At 66.2% G+C, this 15,083-nt stretch carries 10 protein-coding genes and 1 pseudogene; 7 read left to right on the forward strand and 4 right to left on the reverse strand.

Annotated elements, in window-relative coordinates:
* Positions 1–54 precede the first annotated feature (54 nt).
* A complete protein-coding gene (locus tag ABD866_RS11055) occupies positions 55–192 on the reverse strand; it encodes a hypothetical protein (protein ID WP_345064694.1) in 138 nt (45 codons plus the stop codon).
* Here ABD866_RS11055 and mltA point away from each other — a divergent pair.
* Positions 125–1,351 (forward strand): murein transglycosylase A, encoded by a 1,227-nt coding sequence (gene mltA / locus ABD866_RS11060; RefSeq protein WP_425549582.1) that lies wholly within the window; start codon positions 125–127, stop codon positions 1,349–1,351. The genes ABD866_RS11055 and mltA overlap by 68 nt on opposite strands.
* Before the next feature lie 272 nt (positions 1,352–1,623).
* On the opposite strand, the gene ABD866_RS11065 is transcribed toward mltA, so the two are convergent.
* Positions 1,624–2,142, reverse strand: coding sequence for an Lrp/AsnC family transcriptional regulator (locus ABD866_RS11065; protein ID WP_345064700.1), 519 nt, complete (start codon positions 2,140–2,142; stop codon positions 1,624–1,626).
* 188 nt (positions 2,143–2,330) lie between these two features.
* Here ABD866_RS11065 and ABD866_RS11070 point away from each other — a divergent pair, with 188 nt between their 5' ends.
* The 5 genes from ABD866_RS11070 (at position 2,331) to ABD866_RS11090 (ending at position 11,890) form a co-directional block, all read left to right on the forward strand.
* The gene (locus tag ABD866_RS11070; protein ID WP_345064703.1) at positions 2,331–5,912 is read left to right on the forward strand and encodes an indolepyruvate ferredoxin oxidoreductase family protein; all 3,582 of its coding nucleotides are present in this window, start codon (positions 2,331–2,333) and stop codon (positions 5,910–5,912) included.
* 193 nt (positions 5,913–6,105) lie between these two features.
* Positions 6,106–6,441 carry a preprotein translocase subunit YajC gene (gene yajC / locus ABD866_RS11075; RefSeq protein WP_345064706.1) on the forward strand — a complete coding sequence of 112 codons (336 nt, stop codon included), beginning with the start codon at positions 6,106–6,108 and terminating at the stop codon, positions 6,439–6,441.
* 85 nt (positions 6,442–6,526) lie between these two features.
* Positions 6,527–8,419 carry a protein translocase subunit SecD gene (gene secD, locus ABD866_RS11080; RefSeq protein ID WP_345064709.1) on the forward strand — a complete coding sequence of 631 codons (1,893 nt, stop codon included), beginning with the start codon at positions 6,527–6,529 and terminating at the stop codon, positions 8,417–8,419.
* A gap of 92 nt (positions 8,420–8,511) precedes the next feature.
* Positions 8,512–9,462, forward strand: coding sequence for a protein translocase subunit SecF (secF, locus tag ABD866_RS11085; protein WP_345064711.1), 951 nt, complete (start codon positions 8,512–8,514; stop codon positions 9,460–9,462).
* 16 nt (positions 9,463–9,478) lie between these two features.
* Positions 9,479–11,890: a DUF1631 family protein gene (locus ABD866_RS11090; protein ID WP_345064714.1), complete on the forward strand. Its 2,412-nt coding sequence runs from the start codon at positions 9,479–9,481 to the stop codon at positions 11,888–11,890.
* Between the two features lie 19 nt (positions 11,891–11,909).
* Here ABD866_RS11090 and dprA read toward each other — a convergent pair whose 3' ends face one another.
* Positions 11,910–13,109 carry a DNA-processing protein DprA gene (gene dprA / locus ABD866_RS11095; RefSeq protein ID WP_345064716.1) on the reverse strand — a complete coding sequence of 400 codons (1,200 nt, stop codon included), beginning with the start codon at positions 13,107–13,109 and terminating at the stop codon, positions 11,910–11,912.
* Between the two features lie 41 nt (positions 13,110–13,150).
* A pseudogene (locus tag ABD866_RS11100) lies at positions 13,151–14,353 on the reverse strand (LysM peptidoglycan-binding domain-containing protein).
* 202 nt (positions 14,354–14,555) lie between these two features.
* Here ABD866_RS11100 and def point away from each other — a divergent pair.
* Positions 14,556–15,065: a peptide deformylase gene (gene def / locus ABD866_RS11105; RefSeq protein WP_345064719.1), complete on the forward strand. Its 510-nt coding sequence runs from the start codon at positions 14,556–14,558 to the stop codon at positions 15,063–15,065.
* Positions 15,066–15,083 lie beyond the last annotated feature (18 nt).

Consider the following 15,083-nt stretch of genomic DNA (forward strand, 5'->3'; position numbering starts at 1 on the left):
TCGTTCAGAGCCTGTAGAGGGCCCTCACACTGGCAAAGGCAGTGTGAAAAGCCCCTAGCCCTTGTGCGGCGGCTGCTCGTCGTCGGCCTGCGCGGGCAGCTCGCCTTTCTTGCGGCCCGAGAACATGGTCCACCACACGATGGCGATCAGCAGCACGAGCGCCAGCAGGGCTTCAAGCAAAATCAGACCCATGACTTCGACCCTCCTGCGCTGCGTATTGACGGCGCTGATTGTAGGAACGCTGGCCGCGTGCTCAACGCCGCCCGCCCCAAGCCCCTCCTCGTCCGGGGTACTTGTGCCGCCGCCTCCGGCGCCGGCTGCCGCGCCCCTGGCGGGCGACGACCGGCCCTTGCCCGGTCCCATCGTGCAGCCCAAGAGCCGCTGGGTGCCCGTGCGCTGGGCCGAGCTGCCGGGCTTTCAGGACGATGCGTTGCACGAGGCCTGGAACGCCTGGATCCGCAGTTGCGAGCGGCCCGTGGCACCGTTTGTGGCGCTGTGCGCCGAGGTGCGCCAGCTCAGCATTGCCACGCTGGAGGAGCAGCGCGCCTGGATGGTGGCGCGGCTGCAGCCGTACCGGGTCGAAACCCTGGAAGGCGCGGCCGAAGGCCTGCTGACGGCGTACTACGAGCCCTTCCTGGACGCGGCGCGCCAGCCTGGCAACGGCTTTGGCGTGCCGCTGTACCGCCTGCCCGCGGGTTTTGGCCAGCGCAAGCCCTGGTACACGCGCCAACAAATCGACACGCTGCCCGAGGCCCAGGCCGCGCTGCAGGGCCGCGCCATTGCCTGGGTGCGCGACCCCATCGAGGCGCTGGTGCTGCACATCCAGGGCTCGGGCCGTCTGCGCATTGCCGAGCCCGACGGCAGCACGACGCTGGTGCGCGTGGCCTTTGCGGGCACCAACGACCAGCCCTACCAGAGCGTGGGCCGCTGGCTGCTTGACCAGGGCCTGACGCGCGACGCCACCTGGCCCGGCATCCGCGCGTGGCTGGCGCAGAACCCGCAGCGCACGCAGGAGCTGCTGTGGAGCAATCCGCGCTATGTGTTCTTCCGTGAAGAGCCGCTGCCGCCGCTGGATGCGCAGTTCGGCCCGCGCGGCGCGCAGGGCGTGCCGCTCACGCCGGGGCGCTCCATTGCGGTGGACCGGCTGAGCATTCCGTACGGCACGCCCGTGTGGCTGGCCTCGCCCGGGCCGCAGGCGGCGCTGCAGCGCCTGGTGCTGGCGCAGGACACGGGCAGCGCCATCGTGGGCGCGGTGCGGGCCGACTACTTCACCGGCTGGGGCCCCGAGGCGGGCGACATTGCCGGGCGGCTCAAGCAGCCGCTGCGCCTGTGGGTGCTGTGGCCGCGCTGAGGCCGGGGCGGGCTGCAAGCTCCATCGGCCTGCGGCCCAGCAAAATCAAGCACGAGCCGCTATTGAATCAGTAGCAAAAGAGGGCCGTTGGAGGCGGGCTGCGGGCAGGTGCCCTTGCCGCGCCAAGGCGACGGGGGCTGCGCTGCGGCGCGTCCAGGCCTGCGCGCAGGAGGCGGATTTCAAGCCTTTTCGGGCCCTGAGCCAGCAAAGTCAAGCACGAGCAGCTATGAACTGCATAGCGCTGGACGGCGGATCGGACGCAGCCCGCTCCCTCATCGACCCTTGGTCGCAGGCCGCGCCGCACGCCCTGCGGGTTCTGGCGCCAGGTGCGACAGCGGCAGCGCGCTGCTGGCCTTGACTTCGCCCAGCGAGAAGCTGGTGTGCATGTCTTTGACGTTGGGCAGGTTCAGCAGCACGTCGCGCGCAAACTGCGAAAAGCTGTCCAGATCGCGCGCCACCACCTGCAACTCGAACGTGCCCGTGCCGCTGATGTAGTGGCACGAGACCACCTCGGGAATCTGCCGGATCGCTTCCTCCATGGCCAGCGTCAGGCCGCCGGTGTTGCGGTCGGCATCCAGCCGCACAAAGGCCAGCACCCCGAGCCCTATGCGGCGGCGGTCGATCTCGGCGTGGTAGCCCTTGATGTAGCCCGCCTCTTCGAGCGCCCGTACGCGCCGCCAGCAGGGCGCGGCCGACAGGCCCACGCGCTGGGCCAGTTCGGCGTTGGTCAGGCGGGCATCGGTTTGCAGCTCGTGCAGGATGGCCAGGTCAAATTTGTCGAGCTCGTTCACGCAGTGCCTTTTTGGGGAAAGATTCTTTCTCAGAATAGCTGAAACACGGCACAAAAAGCAAAGACATATCCACGCCGTGGGCATACACTTCTCGCCATACTGGAGGCGCGCCCCTACCCGGGGTGCGTGCGCCTGTCCGGCCGCCCCACAAGGTGCGGCGCCCCCACGATTCACAGGAGACAAACGCCATGAACGCCCCGCTGCCCGACGCCGTCCGCAAAGCGCTCGAAACCGTCACGCTCGACGACAAATACACCTTGTCAGAAGGCCGCGCCTTCATGAGCGGGGTGCAGGCCCTGGTGCGCCTGCCCATGCTGCAGCGCCAGCGCGATGCCATCGCCGGCCTGAACACGGCAGGCTTCATCAGCGGCTACCGGGGCAGCCCGCTGGGCACCTACGACCAGGCGCTGTGGGCGGCCAAGAAGCACCTGGCCGAGAACCACGTCGTCTTCCAGCCCGGCGTGAACGAAGAGCTGGGCGCCACCGCCGTCTGGGGCACGCAGCAGCTCGACCTGTACCCCGAGAAGAAGAAGTACGACGGTGTGTTCGGTATCTGGTACGGCAAGGGCCCAGGCGTGGACCGCTGCTCCGACGTGTTCAAACATGCCAACATGGCGGGCACTGCCCGGCATGGCGGTGTGATTGCGATTGCGGGCGACGACCACATCAGCAAGAGCAGCACGGCCGCGCACCAGAGCGACCACATCTTCAAGGCCTGCGGCTCGCCGGTGTTCTTTCCGAGCAGCGTGCAGGAAATCCTGGACATGGGCCTGCACGCGTTTGCGATGAGCCGCTTTTCGGGCGTGTGGTCGGGCATGAAGACCATCCAGGAGGTGGTCGAGTCCTCGTCGAGCATTTCGCTGGACCCGGACCGCGTGAAGATCATCCTGCCCGAAGACTTCCAGATGCCGCCGGGCGGCCTGCACATCCGCTGGCCCGACCCGCCGCTGGAGCAGGAAGCGCGGCTGATGGACTACAAGTGGTACGCGGCGCTTGCTTATGTGCGGGCCAACCGCCTGAACTACAACGTGGTGCAGGGGCCGCACGACCGCTTCGGCATCATCGCGAGCGGCAAGGCCTTCAACGACACGCGCCAGGCGCTGGCCGACCTGGGTCTGGACGACGACACCTGCCGCCGACTGGGCATCCGCGTGCACAAGGTCAACGTGGTGTGGCCGCTTGAAGCCACCATCACGCGCGAGTTTGCCGAAGGCCTGCAGGAGATCCTGGTGGTCGAGGAAAAGCGCCAGGTCATTGAATACCAGCTCAAGGAAGAGCTCTACAACTGGCGCGCCGACGTGCGCCCCAACGTGCTGGGCAAGTTCGACGAGGTGGAAGGCGACAACTCGGGCGGCGAGTGGAGCATGGCCAACCCCAGCCAGAACTGGCTGCTGCGCGCCAAGGCCGACCTGACGCCTGCGATCATCGCCAAGGCGATTGCCAAGCGCCTGAAGAAGCTGGGCGTGCCCGAGGACGTGGTCGCCCGCATGGACGCGCGCATCAGCGTCATCGAAGCGCGCGAGCGCGCCATGGCCGAGCAAAAGGCCGACACCGGCGACCGTGCGCCCTGGTTTTGCAGCGGCTGCCCGCACAACACCAGTACGCGCGTACCCGAGGGCTCGCGCGCCGTCGCAGGCATTGGCTGTCACTACATGGTCAACTGGATGCCGGACCGCAACACCAGCACCTTCACGCAAATGGGTGGCGAAGGCGTGCCTTGGGTGGGCCAGCAGCCCTTTACCACCGAGCAGCATATCTTTGCCAACCTGGGCGATGGCACCTACTTCCACAGCGGGCTGCTGGCCATCCGCCAGAGCATTGCGGCCGGGGTGAACATCACCTACAAGGTGCTCTACAACGACGCCGTGGCCATGACGGGCGGCCAGACCGTGGGCGAGCGCCCTGAGGGCCACTCGGTGCTGCAGATCATGAACAGCCTGAAGTCCGAGGGCGTGGCCAAGCTCGTGATCGTGACCGACGAGCCTGCCAAGTACGACGGCGTGGCCCTTGCCGAGGGCGTGACGGTGCACCACCGCGACGAGCTGGACAAGATCCAGCGCGAGTTCCGCGAGATCAAGGGCTGCACGGCCATCATCTACGACCAGACCTGCGCCACCGAAAAGCGCCGCCGCCGCAAGCGCGGCAAGCTGGCCACGCCGAGCAAGACGGTGGTCATCAACGACCTGGTTTGCGAAGGCTGCGGCGACTGCTCCACCAAGTCCAACTGCCTGTCGGTCGAGCCGGTCGAGACCGAATTCGGCCGCAAGCGCCGCATCAACCAGAGCACCTGCAACAAAGACTTCTCGTGCGTCAACGGCTTCTGCCCGAGCTTTGTGACGGTGGAAGGCGGCCAGCTCAAGAAGCCCAAGAAGGACAAAAAGGGCGACCTGTCGGCGCTGCCGTCGATCCCGGAGCCCGTGCTGCCCGTGGCCGAAAGCGCCTGGGGCATCGTGGTGGGCGGTGTGGGCGGCACCGGGGTCATCACCATCGGCTCGCTGCTGGGCATGGCCGCGCACCTTGAAGGCAAGGGCGTGGTCACGCAGGACGCCGGGGGTCTGGCGCAAAAGGGCGGTGCGACCTGGAGCCACATCCAGATCGCCAACCGGCCCGAAGCCATCCACACCACCAAGGTGGACACGGCCAAGGCCGACCTCGTGATCGGCTGCGACCCCATCGTGGCGGCCAACAAGGCCACCCTGGCCGTGATGCAGCCGGGCCGCACCTATGTGGCGCTCAACAGCCACGGCACGCCCACGGCCGCATTCGTGAACAACCCCAACTGGCAGTTCCCGGGCGCATCGTGCGACGACGCGCTGGCGGCCGCCGTGGGCGCTGAGGGCGTGGGCCGCTTCGACGCCGAAGAGGTGGCCGTGCAGCTGCTGGGCGACAGCATCTACACCAACCCCATCATGCTCGGCTACGCATGGCAGAAGGGCCGCATCCCGTTGACGCTGGCGTCGCTGATGCGCGCCATGGAGCTCAATGGCGTGCAGGTGGACAACAACAAGGCTGCGTTTGAATGGGGCCGCCGCTGTGCCCACGATCTGGCGGCCGTGCGCGCGCTGTACCAGGCGGCACAGGTGATCGCCTTCGTCAAGAAGCCCTCGCTAGCCGAGATGGTGGCCAAGCGCGTCGAGTTCCTGACCGGCTACCAGAACGCGGCCTACGCGGGCGAGTACCAGGCCTTTGTGGCCAAGGTGCAGGCCGCCGAGGCGCCACTGGGCAACGGCACGCGCCTGACCGAAGCCGTGGCGCGCTACCTGTTCAAGCTCATGGCCTACAAGGACGAGTACGAAGTGGCGCGCCTGCACACCGACGCCGCATTCACCGCCAAGATCGAGGGTATGTTCGAGGGCGACTACAAGGTGGTGCACCACCTGGCGCCGCCGATGCTGGCGCGCAAGAACGAGCGTGGCGAGCTGGTCAAACAGGCGTACGGCCCGTGGATGCGCAAGGCGTTCGGTCTGCTGGCACGCCTCAAGGGCCTGCGCGGCACGGCCTTCGACCCGTTTGGCCGCACCGAGGAGCGCCGTACCGAGCGTGCGCTGATCGCCGAGTACCGCGCCTGCATTGAGGAGCTGCTGCGCAGCCTCACCGCCGACAACCTGGCGCTGGCGGTCGAGATTGCGCGCATTCCGGAAGACATCCGCGGCTACGGCCATGTGAAGGAGCGCCACCTGGCCGCGGCCCGCCCGCGCTGGGCGGCGTTGATGGAGCGCTGGCGCAACCCGGCCGCCAGCGCGCAGACTGTCGCCCGCCAGGCAGCCTGAGCGCGACCGGCGGCTGCAAGCACAGCGCGTGTTGCGCTGTCGTCCTTGCGGCCGCGGGCCCGTTTTCGCATCCCACCCGGCAGGACAGGGTCTTGCCGGTGGGCGCATACAATGTCCTGTTCTGTGCCGCGTCCTGGTGCCCACCGGGTCGCGGCGCCTTTGTATCCGTTTCATCCGTTGTGGAGAGCTCTCCGTGCTGATTTCCTCTGCTTTTGCCCAGACCGCTCCGGCCGCCCAGTCGGGTGGTGGCGACCTGATGACCACGCTCACCGGCATGCTGCCGCTGGTGCTGATGTTCGTGGTGCTGTACTTCGTGATGATCCGCCCCCAGATGAAGCGCCAGAAGGAGCACCGCGCCATGATCGACGCGCTGGCCAAGGGCGATGAAGTGGCCACGGCCGGCGGCTTGCTGGGCAAGGTGACGCGCCTGTCGGAAGGCACGCTGCACGTCGAGATTTCGAATGGCGTGGAAGTGCAGTTGCAGCGCAGCGCTGTGGTGCAGGTGCTGCCCAAGGGCACGATCAAGTAATTTTCCCCACGAGGCCCGGTACCGCGCGCTGACCCCCAGACGGGTCTGCGCGCGCGCCGCTCAGGCCTGAGACGAGAGCGCTGTCATGAACCGTTATCCGGTCTGGAAGTACGCGATCCTGCTGATCACGCTGCTGATCGCGACCCTGTACACCCTGCCCAACTTCTTTGGCGAAGCGCCTGCGGTGCAGGTGTCGTCGGCCAAGGCCACCATCAAGGTGGACACTGCCGTGCTGCAGCGGGTGGAGCAGGCGCTCCAGGCTGCGGGCATCCAGAGTGACATGGTCACGCTCGATGGCAGCTCGGTGCGTGCGCGCTTCGACACGCCCGACACCCAGCTCAAGGCCAAGGACGCCATCCAGAAAGCGCTGGTGCCAGACCCGTCCGACCCGCCGTACATCGTGGCGCTGAACCTGGTGTCGCGCTCGCCTGCGTGGCTGACGTCGCTGCATGCGCAGCCCATGTACCTGGGGCTGGACCTGCGGGGTGGCGTGCATTTCATGCTGCAGGTGGACATGCAGGCGGCACTCACCAAGCGTGCCGAAAGTTTTGCCGGCGACATTCGCACGGCACTGCGCGACAAGAACATCCGCCACGGCGGCGTGAGCCGCGACGGCCAGGCCATTGAGATCCGTGTGCGCGATGAGGCCACGCAGACGGCAGCACGCAACCTGATCGCGGACCAGTTCCCCGACCTGCAGGCTGCAGATGCCCGCGAGGGGGCCGACCTGCAGGTGCGCGCCACCATCAGGCCCGAGGCCACGCGCCGCCTGCAGGAGCAGGCACTCAAGCAAAACATGGTCACGCTGCACAACCGGATCAATGAACTCGGCGTGGCCGAGCCGGTGATCCAGCAGCAGGGGCTGGACCGGATCGTGGTGCAACTGCCTGGCGTGCAGGACACGGCCAAGGCCAAGGACATTCTGGGGCGTACGGCGACGCTGGAAGTGCGCATGGTCGACGAAAGCACCGAGGGCCGTGCCGCAGAAAGCGGTCGTGGCCCCGTGCCCTTCGGCACCGAGCGTTATCTGGACCGCAATGGTCAGCCCATCATTGTCAAGAAGCAGGTGGTGCTCACCGGCGAGAACCTGACCGATGCCCAGCCGGGCTTTGACAGCCAGACCCAGGAGCCCACCGTCAACCTGACGCTGGACGCCAAGGGCTCGCGCATCTTCCGCGACATCACGCGCGAGAACGTGGGCAAGCGCATGGCCATCGTGCTGTTTGAAAAGGGCAAGGGCGAGGTCGTGACCGCTCCCGTGATCCGCACCGAGATCGGCGGCGGTCGCGTGCAGATTTCGGGTCGCATGACCACGACCGAGGCCAACGACACCGCACTGCTGCTGCGCGCCGGTTCGCTGGCCGCACCGATGGAAATCATCGAGGAATTCACCATTGGCCCGAGCCTGGGCGCAGACAACATCAAGCGCGGCATCAACAGCGTGGTGTGGGGGCTCGTGGCGATCGCTGCCTTCATGTGCGTGTACTACGCGCTGTTCGGGGTGTTCTCGAGCGTCGCGCTGGCCGTGAACGTGCTCATGCTGGTGGCCATCCTGTCGATGCTGCAGGCCACCCTGACCTTGCCCGGCATTGCGGCCATGGCCCTGGCCATCGGTGTGGCCATCGACTCCAACGTGCTGATCAATGAGCGCATCCGTGAAGAACTGCGTGCAGGGGCGTCGCCTCAAGCGGCGATCTACGCTGGATACGAGCGTGCATGGGCCACGATTCTGGACTCCAACGTGACCACCCTGATCGCCGGCCTCGCGCTGCTGACCTTCGGGTCGGGGCCTGTCCGGGGCTTTGCGGTGGTGCACTGTCTGGGCATCCTGACCAGCATGTTCTCGGCCGTGTTCTTCTCGCGCGGGCTGGTGAACCTCTGGTACGGCCGCCAGAAGAAACTCAAGAGCGTGTCCATCGGTCAGGTTTGGCGACCCGATGGCGACGCGGCTGTTGCAGCGCCTGACGCCGGCAAGTGAACCGGGGAACTGCCATGCACCGCTGCGCCATCGCATTGCCCGTGCTGCCGCTCCGGCACACGTCCTGAAAACTCCACACAAGGATCCTGATCATGGAGTTTTTCCGCATCAAGAAAGACATTCCGTTCATGAAGCACGCGTTGATCTTCAACGCGATTTCCTTCATCACTTTTGCCCTGGCCGTGTTCTTCCTGGTCACGCGCGGGCTGCACCTGTCGGTGGAATTCACCGGTGGCACCGTCATGGAGGTGTCCTACACCCAGTCAGCGGACATCGCCAAAGTGCGAGAGACCGTCACGGGCTTGGGCTATGCCGAAGTACAGGTGCAGAACTTCGGCACTGCGCGGGACGTGATGATCCGCCTGCCTGTGCAGAAGGGCGTGACCTCTGCCCAGCAAAGCGAGCAGGTGCTGTCGGCACTGAAGGCTGTGGACCCTGAGGTGACCTTGCGGCGGACCGAATTCGTGGGTCCGATGATTGGCGAGGAACTCGTCTATGGCGGGCTGACTGCGCTGGCCATGGTGGTGATCGGCATCGTGATCTACCTGGCATTCCGTTTCGAGTGGAAGTTCGGCGTTGCGGCCATCATCGCCAATCTGCACGACGTGGTGATCATTCTGGGCTTTTTCGCGTTCTTCCAGTGGGAGTTTTCGCTCGCCGTGCTGGCTGCCGTGCTGGCGGTGCTGGGGTACTCGGTCAACGAGTCGGTCGTGATCTTTGACCGGATTCGCGAAGCCTTCCGCAAATACCGCAAGATGAGCACGACCGAGGTGATCGACCATGCGATCACCAGCACGATGAGCCGCACCATCATCACCCACGCCTCGACCGAGGCCATGGTGCTGTCCATGCTGCTGTTCGGTGGGCCGAGCCTGCACTACTTCGCGGTGGCGCTGACCATCGGCATCCTGTTTGGCATTTACTCTTCGGTGTTCGTGGCCGCGGCGATTGCGATGTGGCTGGGCGTGAAGCGCGAAGACCTCGTGAAGGCCACCCGCAAGGAAGAGGACCCGAACGACCCGAACGCCGGTGCAACCGTGTAACGGCTAATATCGCTGCATGACCGTTCCTCCAGGCTCGTCCGCATCCCGCCGTCTGGCCCAGGAGGCGCGGTCACGGTTCGTGGAGGGGGTGTGTGCATCGCTCCCCGCACTCGACAAGGCCCTGCAGGACTATTTTGTCGAGCTTGCTGCCCAGACGGGCACGGCGCGCGACATGCAGACCCGCCGCGATGCCTGGCTGCTGTACCAGCAACACCACACAGCCTGGATGCAGCGTGTGGCCCAGGGCCTGCGGGCCCGTTTGGGTGCCGCTCCCGCGCCACAGGCGCAGCCTTCTTCTCGCCCGAACGCTCCAGGTTTGCAGTTCGAACTGCTCAGCGATGACGTGGTCGAGAACAAGATCATGGCATCGCGCATGGCCCTTACGCTGGCCGAACAGGTGGCGCTGCAGTGGGACACCGTGCGCCAGCGCATGCTCGCCATCGAAGGCCAGGAACTGGACGCCCAGGATGTGCTGCGCGCCGAGAGCCTGTGCGTGCAGCTGGTGGAGCAATGGGTCAAGGCCGGCCTGCAACGTTCCGACCTGCTTCTCGCTGTGGATCCTCTGCAGCGCGAACTTGCCAACCTGCTGCAGCGCGTCTATCAACAAGTCAACGTCTTCTTCGTCGAGCAGGGCGTCACGCCCCAAACGGACCTGCGCGCACGTGTCCGCCGCGCCCCCGGTGCGCCGGACAGCGGATCTGCCGCCGTCACTGGCTGGGGCGGGGCGGGTGGCGTCCATTCCGGGATGAAGCCTCCGGGGGGCGGCATCGCATCGCAGGCCCTGGCACAGACACAGCAGGCCCTGGCAGCAGCGACTGCGCGCGCCATGCAGCCCACCGAATATCTGCCACTGCCACGCATGCATCCGGGCATGGTGCCTGGCCGTCCGTCTGCCAGCGGTCTTTTGCTAGGCACAACGCCGCTTGCCCGGGCGCGCCAGCGCGCGCAGGGCGTGATGGGGCAGTTGCGGCGCATTCTGTCGCAGCCTGTCGCTGGCTATGACGCGTCTAAGGCGGCGCCTGCCTCGGCGGCCCTGGCCCAGGCGCTGGCCATGCCCGGTGCGGGCGTGGCGCGCGCCGATGCTTTTTACAGCGGCATGGCCACGCTGGTGGAGGAGTACCACAGCCCGGCGGCAGTGGTGCAGGTGGCAGGTATCGTTCGCGAGCGCACGGCCGAACTCAAGAAGAAGGCCGAAACCCCAGGCGAGAAAGCCATCATTGAGGTGGTGGCGCTGATGTTCCAGAGCATCCTGGCCGAGGACCGCATTCCACCCGCTGTACGCGTCTGGTTCGCCCGGCTGCAGGTGCCGGTGCTCCGCGTGGCCTTGGCCGAGCCGGAGTTTTTCAGCAACATCGACCACCCGGCGCGCAAGCTCATCGATCGCATGGGCGCATGCGTCATGGGGTTTGATGCCACGGCCATCAATGGCAGCGCCCTGGAGGCCGAGATCCGCCGGGTCGTGCAGGTGATCGAGCAGTATCCCGAGACCGGGCAGCGGGTGTTCCAACTCGTGTACGACGAGTTCGAGAAATTCCTGGCGCGATTCCTGACGGAAAAACAGGCCAACTCCAAGATCGTGAGCGTGGCGCAGCAGGTTGAGCAAAAGGAAACGCTGGCCATCCAGTACACCATCGAGTTGCGCACCATGTTGCGCGACATGCCGGTGCGCGAGGAGATTCGTGATTTCCTGTTCAAGACCTGGGCCGAGGTTCTGGCCTTGTCCGCGGTACGCGACGGGGCCCAGCATGCCGAAACGGTGGCGCTCAAGCGCGCGGCCGCAGATCTGGTCTGGGCTGCGAGTGCCAAGCCCCATCGCAGTGACCGTGCGCAGGTCATCCAGGCCCTGCCGGGCTTGCTCCAGCGCCTGCGCCAGGGCTTGGCGTTGCTGGGCGTCACGGGGGGCGACCAGGACGCGCAGATCAAGGTACTGACGGACACCCTGGCGGACGCCTTTTTGTCGAAGACGGCCGCCATCCCGCAGGCACATATTGAGGCCATGGCCAAGCGACTGGCCAACCTGGAAGATTTCATCAGCGATACCTCGCTGGGCGACATGCCTCTGAGCGCGGACAACATTGAGATGATGCTCGGCATCGATGCGTCCAACATCCATGTGGTGGCAGACAACGGTGCGCCGGTGGAGGATGGTGCGGTCGCTTGGGCGCGGGAGTTGCAGCCTGGGCATTGGTTCACGCTGGACCACAACGGCTCTTCGGCCCGTGTGCAGTACGTGTGGCACAGCGAGCGCAAGCAATTGCATCTGTTTGCCGCTGCCGATGGCAGCAGTTACCTCATCCAATTGCGCCGTCTGGCCGCGTATTTGCAGTCTGGCTTGCTGGTGCCGCAGGACGAAGAGGGTCTGACGGTACGCGCGACGCGCGACGCGCTGACCAAGTTGGATGCCAATCCCGAGCGGCTGCTCGGCTGATGGGCATAGAGGACTCGTTTCAGGTGCGCAGCGTGCGCTGAAACTGCCCCCCGGGCAGCCGCGCCACCTCGCCGGCCAGTTCCAGTTCGAGCAGCCTGACCTGCAATTGCGAAGCCGACCAGCCCGTGCGCGCGGTGAGCGTGTCGACATCTGCGGGTTCAAAGCCCAGCGCATCCAGCAAAGGGTCCTGCAGTGCATCGGGAGCGGGGGCTGAGGAGCTACCCGGGTCGCCCGCAGGGCCGTCCGCAAGCCGTGCCTGATGCCATGGGGCGGCGGCGAACGCCTCCCAGCGCAACTCGTCCAGCACGTCCTGAGCGGTCTCTACCAGCTTGGCCCCCTGCTTGATCAGCGCGTGGCAACCGCGCGATTGCGGTGCGTGGATGGAGCCCGGAATGGCAAAGACATCGCGTCCCTGTTCGGTGGCAAGCCGCGCCGTAATGAGCGATCCCGACGCCAGCGCCGCCTCGACCACCAGCGTGCCCTCGGACAGACCGGCGATGATGCGGTTGCGCCGCGGGAAGTTTCCGGCCAGGGGCGGCGTGCCCAGCGGATACTCGCTGACCAGCAAGCCCGTCTGTGCGATGCGCTGGGCCAGCGCATGGTTGCGGCTGGGGTACACCCGGTCCAGGCCGGTGCCGACGATGGCCATGGTCGATGGCTGCCCAAGCGGCGGGCTCGATTCGAGATCCTGCAACGCCCCGGCGTGGGCTGCTGCGTCAATGCCCAGCGCAAGCCCCGACACAATGCAGGCCCCGGACATGCGCAGGCTGTGTGCAAACGCCTGCGCGTTCTCTCGCCCCTGGGCGCTTGGGTTGCGGCTGCCGACCATCGCAATGCACCGTCCTGTGGCCCACGGGTCGGCGCTTTCAAGGAGCGTCGCCGGCCCCATGACATACAGCAGCAACGGGGGGTCCTCGGTCGCCAAAAGGCGCTGCGGGTAGCGCGGGTCGGCCAGGGTGACGATGTCACGGCCGATGCCGTCGGCCTCGCTGCGCTTGAGCCACTGCAGCGTGGCGTCACACTGGGCCGCCCAGCCATCGGGCACTGTGCACAGATCGCGCGCCTGGGTCGGGCCCACGACCTCTCTCAACTGGGCTTCCGATGCGGCAAAAATGTGTTCCGGCAAGCCGAAGCACGCCAGCAGGGCCCGTACCTTGACCGGGCCGATGCCGTGGGTGGTCAGGAGGCGAAGCCAGTCCGCCAGCTCTTGCTGCTCCATAGCGGCGTCTGAGGGGCTGCGCGAGGGGGCACAGCCGCGATTTACTCGGGGGTGACGAGCCGGTCGCCCACGCGAACGCCTGTACTCCGCACGTCGAGAATAAGCGCATACGACACCCTGTCGAAGGTGCGAAACACCATGGCAGAACCGTTGCTCTCGCTCGGCAGTTTGAGCATGGCGCGGTCTTCTGCGTCCTTGATGCGCTCACCCTTGGTGAGCAGGTTCAGCACATGCCCAGGCTCGATGCCGTCCTGCTCGCCCACATTGATGGCCACCACCTGGTTTTGTGCTGCAAACGCAACGGCCGACCCACCATAGAGAGACACGACGCGGGCCTGCACATCGGTGGACGGTGTGCGGGGTGTAAAGCTGACAAAGGTGCGTCAAGGAACAGGCAGCAGCCGGTCGCCCGCACGGATCTCTTCTTTGGAGTCGAGCAACTCGACTGTGGCCGGGATGTATTCGGCGGCGCGCTTGCCGTCTTTGCCCACGGTGTCCTCAAAAGACTCACCCCGGACCAGCTGCGCCTTGCCCAGGTACTGGGCTTCATAGCCCAGAATCTCCTTGGTCTCAGGGTCTCGCAACGCCACTGCGTTGCGGAATACGCGGTACACACGGGGCTCGCCGGACTCCAGCCGCAAGGGGTTCGCAGCGTCGCCACGCACGTAGGCGCGGTCGCCCGCCGCCATGAGCACACGGTCATCGGACATGGCCACGATGCGTGGCGCGCGCTCCAGCACGTTGGCATCGACCACCAGCGGCTCGACCAGGAAAGGCTCGATCAGGTGCGGTTTGAGCGTAGGCAGGGCCGTATCGGCCAGCGTTTCGCTGCGGGTGCGCGGCGAAACGCGCACGGTCTCGAGCGACCCGCCCGGCGCCGAGGTGCGCAGCCGGGCGTAGCCGCCCTGCTTGTCCAGGTACAGCGTCTGGCCCGGAAAAATCAGATGCGGGTTGGGGATCGCCTGCAGGTTCATGCCCCACAGTTCGGGCCATCTCCAGGGACGCTTGAGGTACAGGCCTGCAATGCCCCACAGCGTATCCCCGCGCTGCACGGTGTAGCTGTCGGGTGCGTTGGGCGCCAGCTCTGCCAGCGGAACGCCTTGCTGTGCCACCTGCTGCGCGGTGCTGCGCTGGTTGGGCGTGACTGGCAGGTTTTGTGCGAACGAGGCGGACGCGCCGAGGGCCCCTGCCACCAGCACTGCATAGCCCAGGGCGCGGCCGGGCGCGGCGGTGGATGCCTTCATGTTCATGATTGTCCGATGCATGCGAAACGCCCCCTCACTGTGGCACCTTGCCTGAGCGCAGGGCGCGCGCAAGCCGGGCTGATACGTTACAAACCATCTTAGATTCTCTGCTCAAGCCCTTGATTCGGCAACGATTATGGTGGGCAGGCTCGGCGCGTTGCCGCAAAAGTGGCGAAAATAGCGACAGTTACACACGCGATCCATGGCACTCCTTCCGATTCTTCGTTATCCCGACCCCCGCCTGCACACCGTCGCCCGTCCGGTGGTCGCTGTGGACGCCCGCATCCAGGCGCTGGCTGCCGACATGCTGGAAACCATGTACGACGCCCATGGCATCGGGCTTGCGGCTACCCAGATTGACGTGCACGAGCGGCTCATCGTGATTGACGTCTCCGAAGAGCGGGATCAGCCCATGGTGCTGGTGAATCCCGAGATCGTGTGGGCCAGCCCCGACACGGTGCGTGGCGAGGAGGGGTGTCTGTCGGTGCCTGGCATATACGACGGCGTCGAACGCTCGACGGCCGTGCATGTTCGCGCCCTGGACGAGAAGGGCCAGGAGCGCACGATCCAGGCGGATGGCTTGCTGGCCGTCTGCATCCAGCATGAGATGGACCACCTCCTGGGCAAGGTGTTCGTGGAGTACCTCTCGCCCCTGAAGCGCAACCGGATCAAGACCAAGTTGCTCAAGCAGCAGCGGGAGAGTCGCACTTGATACCGGGGCCTGCACGCC

The sequence above is a fragment of the Acidovorax lacteus genome, from assembly GCF_039540375.1.
In the GTDB taxonomy this organism is placed as follows: domain Bacteria; phylum Pseudomonadota; class Gammaproteobacteria; order Burkholderiales; family Burkholderiaceae_C; genus Acidovorax_G; species Acidovorax_G lacteus.

What these genes read in the sequence shown, in the direction of transcription:
- mltA (WP_425549582.1), top strand. Translation starts at nt 125, where the DNA reads ATGGTCCACCACACGATGGCGATCAGCAGCACGAGCGCCAGCAGGGCT.
- ABD866_RS11055 (WP_345064694.1), bottom strand. Translation starts at nt 192, where the DNA reads ATGGGTCTGATTTTGCTTGAAGCCCTGCTGGCGCTCGTGCTGCTGATC.
- ABD866_RS11070 (WP_345064703.1), top strand. Translation starts at nt 2,331, where the DNA reads ATGAACGCCCCGCTGCCCGACGCCGTCCGCAAAGCGCTCGAAACCGTC.
- secD (WP_345064709.1), top strand. Translation starts at nt 6,527, where the DNA reads ATGAACCGTTATCCGGTCTGGAAGTACGCGATCCTGCTGATCACGCTG.
- secF (WP_345064711.1), top strand. Translation starts at nt 8,512, where the DNA reads ATGGAGTTTTTCCGCATCAAGAAAGACATTCCGTTCATGAAGCACGCG.
- ABD866_RS11090 (WP_345064714.1), top strand. Translation starts at nt 9,479, where the DNA reads ATGACCGTTCCTCCAGGCTCGTCCGCATCCCGCCGTCTGGCCCAGGAG.
- dprA (WP_345064716.1), bottom strand. Translation starts at nt 13,109, where the DNA reads ATGGAGCAGCAAGAGCTGGCGGACTGGCTTCGCCTCCTGACCACCCAC.
- def (WP_345064719.1), top strand. Translation starts at nt 14,556, where the DNA reads ATGGCACTCCTTCCGATTCTTCGTTATCCCGACCCCCGCCTGCACACC.